Origin of the sequence: Halogeometricum rufum, assembly GCF_900112175.1 — an archaeon.
Lineage (GTDB): Archaea > Halobacteriota > Halobacteria > Halobacteriales > Haloferacaceae > Halogeometricum > Halogeometricum rufum.
In genome coordinates this window covers 303,983-317,561 of the sequence record NZ_FOYT01000001.1, presented here as the reverse complement: position 1 = coordinate 317,561, position 13,579 = coordinate 303,983, and the positions used below count along the sequence as shown (strand labels likewise).

Sequence of the window (13,579 nt, the reverse complement as noted above, 5' to 3'; positions counted from 1 at the left end):
GGCGGCGGCGTGACCGAGATACGTCGTGCCCGCCCCGACGACCACGGACGCGCCGTCGAACTGCTCGACGCCGCGATGCTCGAAGTCGACGCCGACCGCGTCCGCGACCGAATCGGCCGCGAGGGCGTCCTCGTCGCCGAGGCTGACGGCCGCGTCGTCGGCGTCTGCGTCCTCGCCGACCGGGGCGCGGCGACGGAGATAGCCCAGATAGCGGTGCATCGCTCTCGACGGGCGCGGGGCATCGGCCGGCGACTGGTCGCGGCGGCCGCGACGGAGACGAACGGACCGCTGACGGCCACGTTTCGGCGGCAGGTCCGGCCGTTCTACGAGTCGCTCGGGTTCGAGATAGCGCCCGCTACGGAGGGGGCGAACGTCGACGGCGGCGGTGGTGGCGAGGGCAACGGCGGCGACGGCCGAGACGACGACCCCCCGACCGACGGCGACCGGTTCCGCGGCGTCCTCAGATGAGCGGCGCGACCAGTTCGCGGCCCGCGTCGAGGAGTTCGCGGACGGCCTCCTCGCTGGACGCCTCGGCGTAGACGCGCATCTTCGGCTCCGTCCCCGAGGGGCGGGCGAGGAGCCACGACCCGTCTTCCAGCAGGAGTTTGAAGCCGTCGAGGGTGACGACTTTCTCGATGTCCCGTCCCGCGACCTGTTCGGGGAGTTCGTCGTCCAGTTCGTCGATGACGCGCTGTTTCTCGGCGTCGGGGCAGTCGAGGCTAATCTTGTCGGCGACGATGTCGCCGTGGGTGTCGAGGAGTCGGTCCACGCGTTCGTCCATCGGTTCGGCGACGGCCGCGGCCGCGCCGAGCAGTCCCATCAGGACGCCGTCCTTCTCGCGGACGTGCCCGCGGATGGAGAAGCCGCCGGACTCCTCGCCGCCCATCAGCGCGTCGTGTTCCTTCATCGCGTCGGCGACCCACTTGAAGCCGACAGCCGTCTCGAACACCTCCTCGCCGTGCGCCTCGGCGATGCGGTCGATGAGGAACGTCGTCGAGACGGTGCGGATGGCCGGACCGCTGTCGTCGGCGAGGAGGTAGTCGTACGCGGCGGCGAAGAACAGGTTCTCGTCGAGGTGGCCGCGTTCGGGCGTGACGAACGCCACCCGGTCGGAGTCGCCGTCGTTGGCGACGCCGAGGTCCGCGTCCTCCTCGCGGACCCGTTCGACCAACTGTTCGAGGTTCTCGGCGCTCGGTTCCGGCGGCGACCCGCCGAACTCGGGGTCGCGGTCCCCGCGGATGCTGATGACCTCGGCGCCCGCCGATTCGAGGAGGGCGTCGGTGACGCCGCGCCCCGACCCGTGCATGGCGTCGTAGACGACGGTGAGTCCCGAGAGGTCGGCGTCCACCAGTTCGCGGGCGTGCTCGAAGTGCGGCGTGACGATGTCCACCTCCTCGACGGTCCCGTGTTCGGACTCGGGGAGCAGGTCGGGTTCGGCGAGGCGTTCCTCGATGGCCTCCGTCACCTCGGGGAGGGCGGGCGCGCCGTCCGAGGGGATGAACTTCACGCCGTTGTACTCCGGCGGGTTGTGCGACGCCGTCACCATCAACGCGCCCGAGAGGCCGCGGTCGGCGATGGCGTAGGCGACGAGCGGCGTCGGTCGGTCGCGGTCCGGCAGGAGGACGTCGAAGCCGTTGCCCGACAGCACCTCCGCCAGCGACTCGGCGAACCCGAGCGAGGTGTCCCGCGCGTCGTAGCCGACGAAGACGGGCGCGTCGAACCCCTCGTCTGCGAGATAGTCGGCGACGGCCTGTCCCACGATTCGGACCCGGTCGTCCGTGAACGTGTCCAGCGTCGCGCGCCAGCCGTCGGTCCCGAAGGAGATAGCGTCCATGCGGGGACGTGCGCCGTCGTCGGTCAAAAAGGTACGCCGCGAACGGGGCGGCGGAACCGGCCGCTCGGCGCGAGCCAACGGGCTTTTGCTCGTCGGTCCCCCCTCTCCGGACGATGACGCGAATCGTCGCCGTCTGCGGGAGCAGACGCGAGGGGAGTTACACCAAGCGGTCGCTCGAAATCGTGCTCGACGCCGCCCGCGACGCCGGCGCCGAGGCGACGATGCTGGACCTCGGCGACGTGGACCTCCCCCTCTACCACCCGGACAGAGACGAACAGGGCGAATCCGAGCGGCTGACGCGACTCGTCCGCGAGGCGGACGGCGTCGTCGTCGGGTCGCCCGTCTATCACGGGTCCTACTCCTCGACGTGGCGAAACTTCCACGACTACTGTTCCAAGGACGAGTTCGAGGACACCGCCGTCGGACTGGTGGCCACCGCGGGCGGCGGGTCCTACGGCGCGACGCTCGAACACATGCGGAGCACCATCCGCGGCGTCCACGGCCGCGTCGTCCCCGAACAGGTCGGCGTCCGCGGCGCGTACAACGTCTACGACGGCGACGAACTCACCGACGAGGACGTGCGCCGCCGCCTCGTCTCGTTGGCCGAGTCCGTCGTCGAGGAGGCGCGACGCCTCCACCCGGAGACGGCGCGGACCGCCTGCGCGGACGACTGAGCGTCAGCCCTCGACCAACCGCTCTTTCGCCCGCCGGGACAACTGCTTTATCTCGTACTCGCGCGACATCGCCGCCGACCGCGAGTCGAACGACTCCCTGTGCACCAGTTCGACCGGCGTCCGGCCGCGGGTGTACTTCGCGCCCTCGCCCGCGTCGTGTTCCTCGACGCGCCGCGCCACGTCCGTCGTGTACCCGGTGTAGAGGGTATCGTCCGCACAGCGGAGGACGTAGACGTAGTGGTCGCCCATCGCCGCGGCCTCACTCCACCTCGAACGTCTCCACCACGTCCGCGAGGCGCGCGCTGTCGGCGACGCCGTGGCTCACGGTCAACGGTGAGACGCTGACGGCGGCGTCCACCATCGCGCGGCGGTCCGAGCCGACGGGGTACCGGTCGCGGTGCGTCTCCGCGAGGGGGAACGGGTTCTCCCAGCCGACGGCGTCGGGCCACGTCCGGTCGTTGAGTTCGACGCGGCGTTCGTCCGGCCCGAGTTCGTCGTCCTCGACGGGTTCGACCTGCTGGCCGTAGTCGTGGTGCGGTTCGGTCAGCATCACCGGCGGGTGCGGCGAGTCGACGGGCGCGTTCACGTTCAACAGGTCCACGTCGTCGTAGACGCCGGCCGAGAGGGCGCGTTCGACCAAGCCGACGGCGACGCGGGCGGGCCGGCCGAAGTCGTACTCCTCGGGCGGCGAGAGGAAGAAGTCCGTCGAGTGGTACGCGGAGATGGCGAGTGCGGGCGTCCCGAGGAACGCGGCTTCGATGCCCGCGCCGACGGTGCCGGACCGACCGACGACGTAGTTGCCGGCGTTCGGTCCGTCGTTGACGCCGGCGACGACCACGTCGAAGTCCGCGTCCAGTCCGCGGAGGCCGTAGGCGACGCAGTCGGCGGGCGTCCCCGCGAGGGCGTACCCCCACGGGTGGTCGCGGACGACGGCGGTGTGGTTGCGGGTGCGGCCGACGCCGCTCTGGTTGCCGTCGGGCGCGACGACGGTCACGTCGCCGAGGGAGGTGAGTTCCTCGCGGAGCGTGGCGATTCCCGGAGCGTCGATGCCGTCGTCGTTCGTCAGGAGGATGGTGTATCCGTCGCTCATCGAATATCGGAGCGTTCTCGGGGTGCTACGTAGCGTTTCTGGTCTCGCGGAGAAACGACCGGTCGCGTGGTCTCACGCCGGTCGGTTCGAAGGATACGGCTTCGCGTGGTGGTCTTCGTCCGCTTCAGTGGTCATGCAGTGCGGGTTCGTTGTCGTGCGACCTCCGCGATACCCGCGTTCGCCGAGCAGTTGGTGCAGGCGAGCAGTCGCCCTTCACCGTCGGTGAACACGCGCGCGAAGCGTTCAGACACGTGCGACCCGCAGTGGTCGCAAGTTGGCATGGTTGAATCCGGCAGCCACCACATGTGCCGGTAACACGTGTACGAATCCCACCCATATAGGGCTTCGCGCGCGTGCGCGAGGGACACCGAATCGTCCACAAATGTGGTTCGAAACCGGACGTACGTGTTGCACGCGGGGTCACGAGCGGTCGTGCAGACGCGCCGGAGCGTCACCCCGCCTCAGGCGTCGTCCGCGCCGGTCGGCTCGTCGGTTTCGGTCCGAGCGTCGCTGACCGCGCGTGCGACGAGACCGGCCTGCGCGCCCGCGATGAACCCGGCGTCGACGTTGACCGTCGAGATGACCGTACACGACTGGAGCATCCCCGCGAGGGCCGCCTCGCCCGCGCCGCCGTGACCGTACCCCGTGGACACCGGAAGGCCGATGACGGGCGTGTCCACGAGTCCCGCGACCACCGTCGGGAGTGCGCCCTCGCGGCCCGCGGCGACGATCAGTACGTCCGCGTCGCGGAGGGTGTCGAGGTGGTCGAGGACGCGTCCGAGGTGCGCCACGCCCACGTCCTCGACGCGGGTGACGGTCGCACCCATCTCTTCTAAGATGACCGCCGCCTCGCCGGCCGCCTCGGCGTCGGAGGTGCCGCCGGTGGCGACGCCCACCGTCGCCGAGAGGTCCGGCGGGTCGAAGTCGGGGGCGTGCGCGACGAGCGTTCGCGCGCGGTCGTCTCTGTCGAACGCGACGGCGTCGTCGAGGGCGTCCACGACGGCGCTCACGTGGTCGTCCGCCGCGCGGGTGAGGATGGCGCGTCCGGTGGACCGCACGGCCGCCACCGCGAGCGTCGCCGCCTCCTCCGCCGTCTTCCCCTCCGCGAGGATGGCTTCGGGGACGCCGCGTCGCGTCTCGCGCGCCGCGTCGAACCGTCCGGCGCCGGTCGTCGTGTAGCCCGAGAGGCGCGCCTCCGCGACGGCCGGGTCGAGGTCGCCCGCCGCGACGGCCTCTAGAATATCTCGCATGGGCGTGCGTTCGCGCCGGTTCCCCACCTACCTATCGCTTTGGGCCGACGACGCCGAAACGGCGACTCACGGGCGTCTCGGGGCCGGAGAACGGCACGAACGATGTGCCCCCACGTATGTGAACTCCCTCTATATAAATCCGTCCCCACCGAAAGGCCATATCCTACCGATATGGGCGGAGAGGCGGCCGATTTGGGAAATCTTATTAAGTAGGCCTTAGAAGGGGTGTCTGTATGGCAGACCTTATTGTCAAGGCAGCCGTCAAGGAAGCGCTCAACGACAAGAACGTCGCTTCTGACTTCTACGACGCGCTCGACGAGGAAGTGAAGGAACTGCTCGAAGACGCCGCCCGCCGTGCGGAAGAGAACGACCGGAAGACGGTCCAGCCCCGCGACCTGTAAGCCGGTTACCCCAACCCAATTTTCTTTGGACGCGACGACTCGCCACCGGCAGGTCTACCAGTCGCGACGCCGACCGTCGTCTGTGTCCCGCACGCGCAGATTCGCCCTCTCCCTCGTCGGCGGCGTCGACGACGCCGAGGACCTCGTGGCGACGCTCCGAGCGCTCCGCGATTAGGGTCGTCGCACGTCCACGCCGTCGTCGGTGCCGACGTACGCCTCGTCGGCGACGCCGACGAACAGGCCGTGTTCGACGACGCCGGGCGTCGCCGAGAGGTCCGTCGCCAGCGACGCGGGGTCGGCGACGGCGCCGAACGCGCAGTCGAGGACGAGGTTGCCGTTGTCGGTGACGACGGGGCCGTCCTTCCGGTCGGCCCGCCGAAGCGTCGCCTCGCCGCCGAGCGTCTCGACGCGCGCGGCGACGGCGGTGCGGGCGTCGGGGAGCACTTCCAGCGGCACCGTCCGGTCGAGCGTCTCGGTCACCTTCGAAGGGTCGGCGACGACGACGAACCGGTCGGCCATCGCGTCGACTATCTTCTCGCGGGCGTGGGCCGCGCCGCCACCCTTTATCAGGTTCAGGTCGGCGTCGAGTTGGTCCGCGCCGTCGATGGCGACGTCCACCGTCGACACCTCGTCCAGCGAGACGAGCGGAATCCCCACCTCGCGGGCGAGTTCGCGCGAGGCGAACGAGGTGGCGACGCCGCGCACGTCGGCGCCGTCGGCGACGGCCCGGCCGAGAGCGCGGATGGCGAACGCGGCGGTGCTTCCGGTGCCGAGGCCGACCGTCGCGCCCGAGGAAACGAGTTCGGCGGCGCGTTCGGCCGCACGGCGCTTCTGGTCGTCCGTGCCGCCCGTCGTCTTCATACCCGTGGCGTCGCGACAGGGGCGCACAAACCTTGCGCTCTCCGGTGGCCGACCGTCGCTCTCGTCGCCGCCGTCGCTCTCGTCGCCGCCGTCGCTCTCGTCGCCGCCGTCGCTCTCGTCACCACCGCGTCGGTCGCAGTCACCGTTTTGCCCCCGGCGGCCCACGTGACGGCCATGACACACGTCGTCGTCGTCGCCGGTGTCGGACCCGGACTCGGAGCGTCCATCGCCCGCCGATTCGCCGCGGAGGGCTGTGCCGTCGCGCTTCTGGCACGCTCCGCGTCGTACGTCGAATCGCTCGCCGACGAACTGGACGAGGGGCCGGGGGCGGGACTCGCCGTCCCGACGGACCTCACGCGACCCGCCGAGGTCCGCGACGCGTTCGCGGAGATTCGCGACGCCCTCGGCCCCGTCGACACGCTGGTCAACCACGCGAGTGGCGCGGCGTGGAAGGGCCTGCGCGACCTCTCCGTGGCCGAACTCGACGACGCGTTGGCCGTCGGCGTCCGCGGCGGGTTCGTCTGCTCGCAGGAGGCCGCCGCCGACATGACCGACGGCGACGGCGGCACCATCCTGTTCACGGGCGCTACCTCCGCCGTCCGCGGGCGCGAGGGGTCTCTGGCCTTCTCGGCGGCGAAGTTCGGCGTGCGCGGGATGGCGCAGTCGATGGCGCGCGAACTCGGCCCCGAGGGCGTCCACGTCGCGCACGTCGTCATCGACGGGAGCGTCCGCCCGCCGGAGGGAGACGTCGAGGACGAGTCGGCGTATCTGGACCCCGACGACGTGGCCGACACGTACTGGCACCTCGCCGAACAGTCGGTCGAGACGATGTCGTTCGAGGTGCACGTCACCAACGGCACGCAACCCATCGAGTTCGTGTAGGCGGCCCGCGTCACCCCGTCCGCCGAGTCGGTCTCGAACTCAGACGCTCCGGGTCAGCCCCCCGTCCACGCGGACGTTCTGCCCAGTGACGTAACTCGCCGCGGGCGAGAGGAGGTACGCGACGGTGTCGGCTATCTCCTCGGTCCGCGCGGGGCGACCCATCGGAATCCGGTCCCGCGTCTCCGCGTCCACGTCGTAGCTATCGACGAACCCCGGCAGGACCGCGTTCATCCGGATGCCGTCCGCGGCGTAGCGGTCGGCGTACAGTTTCGTGAACGCGCCGAGACCGGCGCGGAGCACCGACGAGACGGGGAACTCGGCGCTCGGTTCGTACGCCGAGAACGTCGAGACGTTCACGAACGCGCCGCCGTCGCCCTCACGCATCACCGGCGTGACGAGGCGGGCCGTCCGGACGGCGTTCAACAGGACGAGGTCCAGTCCCTCGTGCCACGCCTCGTCGTCGACGTCGAGGAGGTCACCCGTCGCGGGGTGGCCGGTGTTGTTCACCACGGCGTCGACGCGTCCGTATCGCTCGGTGGCCGCCGTCACGAGTGCCGCGAGGTCCTCGGGGTCGGTGACGGACCCCTCGAAGCCCACCCCGCCGAGTTCCTCGGCCACGTCGACGGCCGCCCCCGACTTCGAGAGGAGGACCGGCACGTAGCCGTCCGCCGCCAGTCGTCGCGCGCACGCCGCCCCGATTCCGCGTCCCGCCGCCGTCACGATTGCGACTCGGTCGGTGTCTTCGCTCGCCATGGACGGGACTCGCGGGGAACGCGAATGTACGTTCGGGTCGGTTCGGGGTGTGGAGACGGACGGAAGCCGCACCGACGCGGCGACTCAGAGGCGGTCCAACACGGCGTCGGCCTCGTAGGCCAAGGAGAGCGACCGGGAGCGACCGCGACCCTCTATCTCGGCGTACTCGGTGTCGATGATGCCGAGTTGGTCGAGTTTGTTGATTATCTCCGAGTAGCGCGTGTAGCCGAGGTCGGTCTCCTCGTGGAACGCCTCGTAGACGGTGCCGGCCTGTTCGCCGTCGTACTCGGCGATGACGCGCACCAGTGCGCGTTCTGAGTCCGAGAGGCCGCGGAGACACCGCGAGAGATGGACGTACTTCGACTTGTCGTACGCCGCCTCGACGTCGTCGAGCGTCACCGTCCGACTGGCGCGCATCTCGGCGTGGAGGCCGGCGCGGCGGAGCAAGTCGATGCCGACGCGCAGGTCGCCGCTCTCGGCGGTGAGTTCGGCCACCCGGTCCAGTTCCGGGTCGCCGATGACGCCGTCGTGGAACCCTCGGTCGGCGCGGCCGCGGAGGATGCTGACTATCTCGTCGACGCCGTAGACGGGGAAGTACACCTCCTCGGGGCGGAAGACGCTCTGCACGCGGCCGTCGAGTTCCTCGATGACGTCCAAGGCGAGGTCCGAGGAGACGATGATGACGCCGATGCGCGCCCCCGAGTGCGTCTCGTGGGCGCGGAGCAGCGAGTAGAGGGTGTCGGAGGCCTCGTTCTCGTAGAACAGGTAGTTCACGTCGTCGAGGGCGACGGCGAGAACTTCCTCGTCCTCGACGAGGCGGTCGGTTATCTGGCCGAACAGCTTCTTGAACGAGATGCCCGAGGAGGGGGGTTCGTACTCGAAGATGTGCTCGAAGATGCGGGAGAAGACGGCGTAGCGCGTCGAGTCCACCTGACAGTTGACGCGGACGGTCCGGACGCCCGACTGCGCGCCGAGTTCGCCGTACAGTTTCTGGACGGCCGTCGTCTTGCCCGTCCCCGGCGGCCCGCGGACGATGGTGTTGAGCGGCCGGGAGCCGCGGACCGCGGGTCTGAGAGCGTACTTGAGGCTCTGCAGTTGCGTCTCGCGGTGGTTGAACGTCTCCGGAACGTAGTCTATCTCGAAGACGTGCTCGTCGCGGAACACCGTCTCGTCCCACGATAGCATCCCCTCCTCGGGGTCGTCCCTCATCGATTCGATTACGAATAGCAGTCTACTTAACCGTTCCCCAGCGGCGGAGTGAAAGTGAAAGTGGACCGGAAACCGGCTGCAAGCGCCGTATCCACACGTTCACTAAATCCGACTCGTCGGGAGCGCGGTCGCGGATGGGGGTCCGGCGGCCCCTCACTCGGTCACGAGGACGTACACCCGGTAGGCGCTGAACAGGCCGACGAGCAAGCCGACCGCACCGAGACCGATAGTCGCCGGTCCGATTCCGCCGAGCAGTCCGCTCGCGGCGACGGAGAACCCGACGGCCGCGAGAGCGAGGTAGAAGAGGATGAGCGTCGCCGTCCCCACCACGTCCCACATCGCGTCGCGGGTCGCCCGATACACCACGTCGTACGTCGGGTCCGCCTCGGGAGTCGGTCCGGCGGCGTCGTCTCCACCCGCGGCGGTGCCGCCGTCCGGGAGGACTGTCGCGTCGGTCAAGGGCGGTTCGGCGCTGTCGGGAGTGACGTTCGCGTCGTCGGAAGCAGTGTTCGCGTCGTCGGAAGCAGTGTTCGCGTCGTCTGACGTGGCGTTCGCGTCGGCGGCGTCTGCGTCGGGGACCATACCCGTCGCTCCGACCGAGAACGTGATAAATCCCCGTCGGGTCGCTCAGAACTTCTCCAGCAGTCGGTCGTAGAACCCCGACCCGTCCTCGCCCGCGAGTTTCTCCACGATGAGTTCCGGCGTCGAACGCGCGAGGTGGTCCTTGACGGGCGAGCGGTTCACGACGAGTTCGCCGTCGGCCAGTCCGACCGCCTCGATGCCGTCGACGGCGACGTCGAACCCGGCCGCCTCGCGTATCTCGCTGGCGAGGTGGGAGACGAACACCGCCGTCGCCGACTGGTCGTCGAGGGCTTCGAGGATGCCGGCGATTATTTTCGCCGACGCGCCGGGTTCGGTGATGCTCTCCAGTTCGTCCACGAGGACCAGACGGTTCGACTCGCCGTCGACGAGTTCGCGGAAGTCCCGCAGGGTGCTCTCGAACGCCCCCGCGTCCAGCGTCCCTTGCGACTTCGCGTAGTAGTGCAGTTCCGAGAAGCGTTCGAGTTCGACGCGGTCTGCGGGGACGGGCAGGCCCATCTGCGCGAGGACGACGACGAGAGCCACCAGGTCGAGCGTCGACGTCTTCCCGCCGGAGTTGACGCCCGAGAGGAGGGTGACGCCCGAGACGGCGTAGTCCACCGGGTCGGCCGCCTCGAACGGCACGTCGAGCAGGGGGGACCGCCCGGCCTCGACGGCGAACCCGCCGCCCGCGCCGTCGCCGCGCGCACCGCCATCGCCGTCGCGCGCACCGCCGTCCGTCGTCGCCGCGCCGCCGTCCGCGACGAACGTCGGGAACGAGCAGTCGAAGTCGCGGGCGAACCGCGAGACGGCAAGTTCCACGTCCAGTTCGAGGGCGTCCGAGACCATCTCGCCGACCGGGTCGCGGAGGGCGGAGAGGTCCGCGGCCAGTTCGCGCTTCAGTCGGACGGCGCGTCGGTCGCGCCCGGCTTTCAGTTCCGCGCGGAGGCGCGAGAGGAGTTCCTCGTCGTAGTCGACGGGGAACGACGGGTCGTCCGAGAAGACGCGCGTGGCGACGTCCGCCTCCTCGGGGCGGAGCGACAGCGACTCGACCAGATGCTCTCGGGCGGTGGCGACGGCGTCGGCGTACTGGTCTTCGAGTTCCCGCGACAGCAGCGAGTCCACGCGGGCGCCCTGTTCGACCAGCGAGAGGAAGTCCGTCCCCTCGATGGTCACGTCGCGTTCGCGGATGGCGTCGCGGAGGTGGTCGTTGGCGACGGATTCGGCCGTCGAGACGGCGGCGTCGACGTCGTCGACGGCGTTCGTCAGGCGGTCCAGTTCCTCGTCGCCGACGATGGTGCCGTCGTCGTCCAGTCGCGAGAGGGCGTCGCGGAGGTGGTCGAGGTCACACGGCGCGTCCAGTCCGGCGGCCTCGTGCACGTCCGCGGCGGCGCGGATTCGCTCGCGGTTCTGCGCGAAGAACGCCAGCACTCGCTCCGGCACTATCTCGTCGGGGTGGTCGGCGGCGTCGGGGCGCACGCGCACGTCGCCCTCCACGTCCACGCCCGCGAACGCCTCGTCGAGGGCGACGACGGTGGCGTACGAGCGAGCGAGTTCCGAGAGGCCGCGGGCGTCCTCGACGACTTCGACCGACAGTTCGGGGAACGCCTCCTTGGCGGCGGCGTAGCGTTCGGCGTCGGCGGTCGCGAGACAGCGCTCGCGGACGCGGATGCCCGCGGCGGGTTCCAACGACGCCACGCCGTCGAGTGCGTCGAGGACGGCCGGGTCCGGGTCGCGTTCGACGGCCGCCTCCGCGAACGCGCGCACCTCCTCGATGCGCGACGCCGAGGCCGTGGGGTAGAACGTCTCCAGTCGCTTCTCGGCGTAGGCGGTGACGGTTCGCTCGCGGAGCAACGAGAGCACGTCGCGGTACACCTCGCGGGCGCGGTCCGTGGCGAGGAAGTCGCCGTCGTCGTCGTGCCTGCGGCGGATGGCCCCGCGCGCGATGGCGGCCGCGCGCCCCTCCGTGAGGCCCGGGGCGCGGGCGAGAGCGGCCACGTCCCCGTCGGCCAACGCCCGTTCGGCGTCGTCGAGTTGGGACAGCGCTTCGGCCGTCTTCTCCCCGACGCCCGGGATAGCCTCGAACTCCATTCGGCGTGGAGTATCGCCCGCCCCGACAAAACGTTACGGGTCGGGCGGTTAGCCGTAGCTCTCCACGTCGAGGTACTCCTCGCGGACGCCGACGGACTCGACGACGTTCGTCACCCGGTCGCACATCGCGCCGATGCCGCAGACGTACACCTCCATCGCGTCGGGGTCGATGCGGGCGTCGACGTCGCCCACGGGGTCTTCGTCCACGTAGTCGGCGAACTCGTCGGGGAGGGCGTCGAGGTCCGTCGCCTCGCTGTCGAGGTACTTGAGGAGGCAGAACTGCACGTAGTCGGTCTCGCCGGTCCAGTCGGTGAGGTAGTTCTCGCGGCTCAGGGTGGGGACGAAGTGGAAGTTGTCGCGTTCGTCGTCGCGGGCGCGGAACGCCTCCCGATAGGGGAGGTGGTCCTCCCACGAGGAGCCCAGAAACAGCCAGACGTCCCGGCGCTCGCCGTCGCACTCGTCCATCCCCTCCTCGAAGACGTAGTCTATCATGCTCTTGAACGGCGCGACGCCGGTGCCCGTCGCCACGAACACCAGGTCGCGGTCGGACGGTTCCGAGAGCATGAGTTCGTCGCCGTACGGGCCGCGGACGAACAGGTCGTCGCCCGGTTGGACCCGTTCGCACAGGTCCGGCGTGAGTTCGCCGCCCGGCACCCGCCGGATGCAGAGTTCGACGCCGTCGCGGTTGGGGGAACTGGCGATGGAGTAGACGCGCGGTTCCTCGTCCTGGTAGCTGATTCGCACGTACTGGCCGGGGACGAACTCGAAAGAGGTGTCGTCGGGGTCGTCGGCCGCCGACCCGATCTCGAATCTGATGCTCACGAGCGACGGGTACGGCCGCTCCAGCCGTTTCTTCAGCGCCTCCAGCTTCCCGCTGAGTTCCTCCTCGCCCTGTGCCGACAGTTCGGCGGTCACGCGGTCCCACGCGTCGCCGCTCTCGCCGAGAGGACCGAGCGTCTCCTCGATGTCGAGTCGCTCGCGTATCGCCTCGCGGTGGGTGTCGACCGCCGCCTCTATCTCGTCCGTGCGGTCCTCGTCCATCGTCGTCACGTCGACGACGGTGGCGTCGTGGTTCTCTATCTCCGCCGCCTCGGCGTCCGACTCGATGGAAGGGTCCGTCGGCATCGCTCCCCGGTTCGGCCGCGACGGCTTTGACGCTGGCGGCGGGTGCGTCAGTCGGCGCCGCCGTCCTCGTCGGGCGACCCCTTCCGTCCGATGTCGGCCTCGGTGTCGAGACCCTCCTCGGGGGCGTGGTCCCGCGCGTAGTCGGAGAGTTCGTCCCAGCCGACGTCGTCCTCTATCTCTCGAATCAGTTGGCCGACCGAGGTGGACTGTTCCAGCGAGACGCCGTCCTCGCGGGCGACGCTCTCGGACCCGGCGTGGCCGTCGACGCGACTGTGTCGTTCTGCGTCGTAGTAGACGGGCGTCCCCTCGGCGTCGACGCCGAGTTTCTGCAGACCGTCCTCGCTCACGTGCGGTCACCTCCCGTCCCGTCGTCGCCGTCGTCGGCGTCCATCCCGGGGAGGTGGTCCCTCGCGTAGTCCGTGAGTTCGTCCCACCCGACGGACTCCTCGACGTCGTCGAGGAGGTCACCGACCGTCGCGTCCTCGTCCAGCGGTCGGTCGTCGCGCCAGTCCTCGGCGTCGGCGTCCGCGGGCGCGTCGCGTCGGGCGTGCGCCTCCTCGTCGTAGTAGACGGGTTGGCCCTCGGTGTTCACGCCGAGCAACCGACTCGTGCCGCGGACGCTCGGGAACGGTTCGAGCGCCGACCCCGGCGTCTCGTCCCAGTCGTCGGCGTCCGTCATCGCGGGTCACCTCGCGCGCCAGCGGTGCCGGCCGCGGCGGAGTCGCCGGCGAGTCCCTCGGGCGCGTCGTGCGATTCGTCCGGTTCGGTCGGCTGCTGTCTTCGGGTCATGGTGCGTGTGTCCCGACGCGGGCCGCCGTCAGCACGGACGC

At 70.1% G+C, this 13,579-nt stretch carries 17 protein-coding genes; 4 read left to right on the top strand and 13 right to left on the bottom strand.

Going from position 1 to position 13,579, the window contains the following annotated elements; translation table 11 throughout:
* Nucleotides 1–9 precede the first annotated feature (9 nt).
* Nucleotides 10–468 carry a GNAT family N-acetyltransferase gene (locus BM310_RS01660; RefSeq protein WP_245778413.1) on the top strand — a complete coding sequence of 153 codons (459 nt, stop codon included), beginning with the start codon at nt 10–12 and terminating at the stop codon, nt 466–468.
* Here BM310_RS01660 and BM310_RS01655 read toward each other — a convergent pair.
* A complete protein-coding gene (locus tag BM310_RS01655; protein ID WP_089804004.1) occupies nt 461–1,834 on the bottom strand; it encodes a phosphoglucomutase/phosphomannomutase family protein in 1,374 nt (457 codons plus the stop codon). The genes BM310_RS01660 and BM310_RS01655 overlap by 8 nt on opposite strands.
* A 113-nt stretch (nt 1,835–1,947) precedes the next feature.
* On the opposite strand from BM310_RS01655, the gene BM310_RS01650 reads away from it, so the two are divergent.
* On the top strand, nt 1,948–2,508 hold the full coding sequence (locus BM310_RS01650; RefSeq protein ID WP_089804003.1) for an NADPH-dependent FMN reductase: 561 nt from the start codon (nt 1,948–1,950) through the stop codon (nt 2,506–2,508).
* A gap of 3 nt (nt 2,509–2,511) precedes the next feature.
* On the opposite strand, the gene BM310_RS01645 is transcribed toward BM310_RS01650, so the two are convergent.
* The 4 genes from BM310_RS01645 to larB all read right to left on the bottom strand — a co-directional run bounded on the left by BM310_RS01645 (nt 2,512) and on the right by larB (nt 4,848).
* Nucleotides 2,512–2,757 carry a GIY-YIG nuclease family protein gene (locus BM310_RS01645; protein ID WP_089804002.1) on the bottom strand — a complete coding sequence of 82 codons (246 nt, stop codon included), beginning with the start codon at nt 2,755–2,757 and terminating at the stop codon, nt 2,512–2,514.
* Between the two features lie 10 nt (nt 2,758–2,767).
* Nucleotides 2,768–3,598 carry a 5'/3'-nucleotidase SurE gene (gene surE, locus BM310_RS01640; RefSeq protein WP_089804001.1) on the bottom strand — a complete coding sequence of 277 codons (831 nt, stop codon included), beginning with the start codon at nt 3,596–3,598 and terminating at the stop codon, nt 2,768–2,770.
* Nucleotides 3,599–3,729: 131 nt separating this feature from the next.
* A complete protein-coding gene (locus BM310_RS21975) occupies nt 3,730–3,879 on the bottom strand; it encodes a DUF7563 family protein (RefSeq protein ID WP_449271700.1) in 150 nt (49 codons plus the stop codon).
* 180 nt (nt 3,880–4,059) lie between these two features.
* A complete protein-coding gene (gene larB / locus BM310_RS01635) occupies nt 4,060–4,848 on the bottom strand; it encodes a nickel pincer cofactor biosynthesis protein LarB (RefSeq protein ID WP_089806930.1) in 789 nt (262 codons plus the stop codon).
* 233 nt (nt 4,849–5,081) lie between these two features.
* Here larB and BM310_RS01630 point away from each other — a divergent pair, with 233 nt between their 5' ends.
* Entirely contained in the window at nt 5,082–5,249 is a 168-nt protein-coding gene (locus BM310_RS01630; protein ID WP_006055446.1) for a DUF1931 family protein, read from the top strand.
* A gap of 171 nt (nt 5,250–5,420) precedes the next feature.
* On the opposite strand, the gene rpiA is transcribed toward BM310_RS01630, so the two are convergent.
* Nucleotides 5,421–6,110, bottom strand: a complete 690-nt coding sequence (rpiA, locus tag BM310_RS01625) for a ribose-5-phosphate isomerase RpiA (protein WP_089806928.1) — start codon at nt 6,108–6,110, stop codon at nt 5,421–5,423.
* 174 nt (nt 6,111–6,284) lie between these two features.
* Between rpiA and BM310_RS01620 the strand changes: the two genes are divergently transcribed.
* Entirely contained in the window at nt 6,285–6,992 is a 708-nt protein-coding gene (locus BM310_RS01620; RefSeq protein ID WP_089804000.1) for an SDR family NAD(P)-dependent oxidoreductase, read from the top strand.
* Between the two features lie 39 nt (nt 6,993–7,031).
* On the opposite strand, the gene BM310_RS01615 is transcribed toward BM310_RS01620, so the two are convergent.
* The 7 genes from BM310_RS01615 to BM310_RS01585 all read right to left on the bottom strand — a co-directional run bounded on the left by BM310_RS01615 (nt 7,032) and on the right by BM310_RS01585 (nt 13,428).
* A complete protein-coding gene (locus tag BM310_RS01615) occupies nt 7,032–7,745 on the bottom strand; it encodes an SDR family oxidoreductase (RefSeq protein WP_089803999.1) in 714 nt (237 codons plus the stop codon).
* A gap of 84 nt (nt 7,746–7,829) precedes the next feature.
* Nucleotides 7,830–8,954 carry an ORC1-type DNA replication protein gene (locus tag BM310_RS01610; protein ID WP_089803998.1) on the bottom strand — a complete coding sequence of 375 codons (1,125 nt, stop codon included), beginning with the start codon at nt 8,952–8,954 and terminating at the stop codon, nt 7,830–7,832.
* Nucleotides 8,955–9,107: 153 nt separating this feature from the next.
* Entirely contained in the window at nt 9,108–9,536 is a 429-nt protein-coding gene (locus BM310_RS01605; protein WP_089803997.1) for a hypothetical protein, read from the bottom strand.
* A gap of 45 nt (nt 9,537–9,581) precedes the next feature.
* Complete coding sequence (locus BM310_RS01600) at nt 9,582–11,624, bottom strand: MutS-related protein (protein ID WP_089803996.1); 2,043 nt, start codon at nt 11,622–11,624, stop codon at nt 9,582–9,584.
* Nucleotides 11,625–11,672: 48 nt separating this feature from the next.
* Nucleotides 11,673–12,749, bottom strand: a complete 1,077-nt coding sequence (locus BM310_RS01595) for a ferredoxin--NADP reductase (RefSeq protein WP_089803995.1) — start codon at nt 12,747–12,749, stop codon at nt 11,673–11,675.
* A gap of 47 nt (nt 12,750–12,796) precedes the next feature.
* Entirely contained in the window at nt 12,797–13,096 is a 300-nt protein-coding gene (locus BM310_RS01590) for a hypothetical protein (RefSeq protein ID WP_089803994.1), read from the bottom strand.
* The gene (locus tag BM310_RS01585) at nt 13,093–13,428 is read right to left on the bottom strand and encodes a hypothetical protein (RefSeq protein WP_089803993.1); all 336 of its coding nucleotides are present in this window, start codon (nt 13,426–13,428) and stop codon (nt 13,093–13,095) included. Before BM310_RS01585 ends, BM310_RS01590 begins: the two co-directional genes overlap by 4 nt.
* Nucleotides 13,429–13,579: the final 151 nt, after the last annotated feature.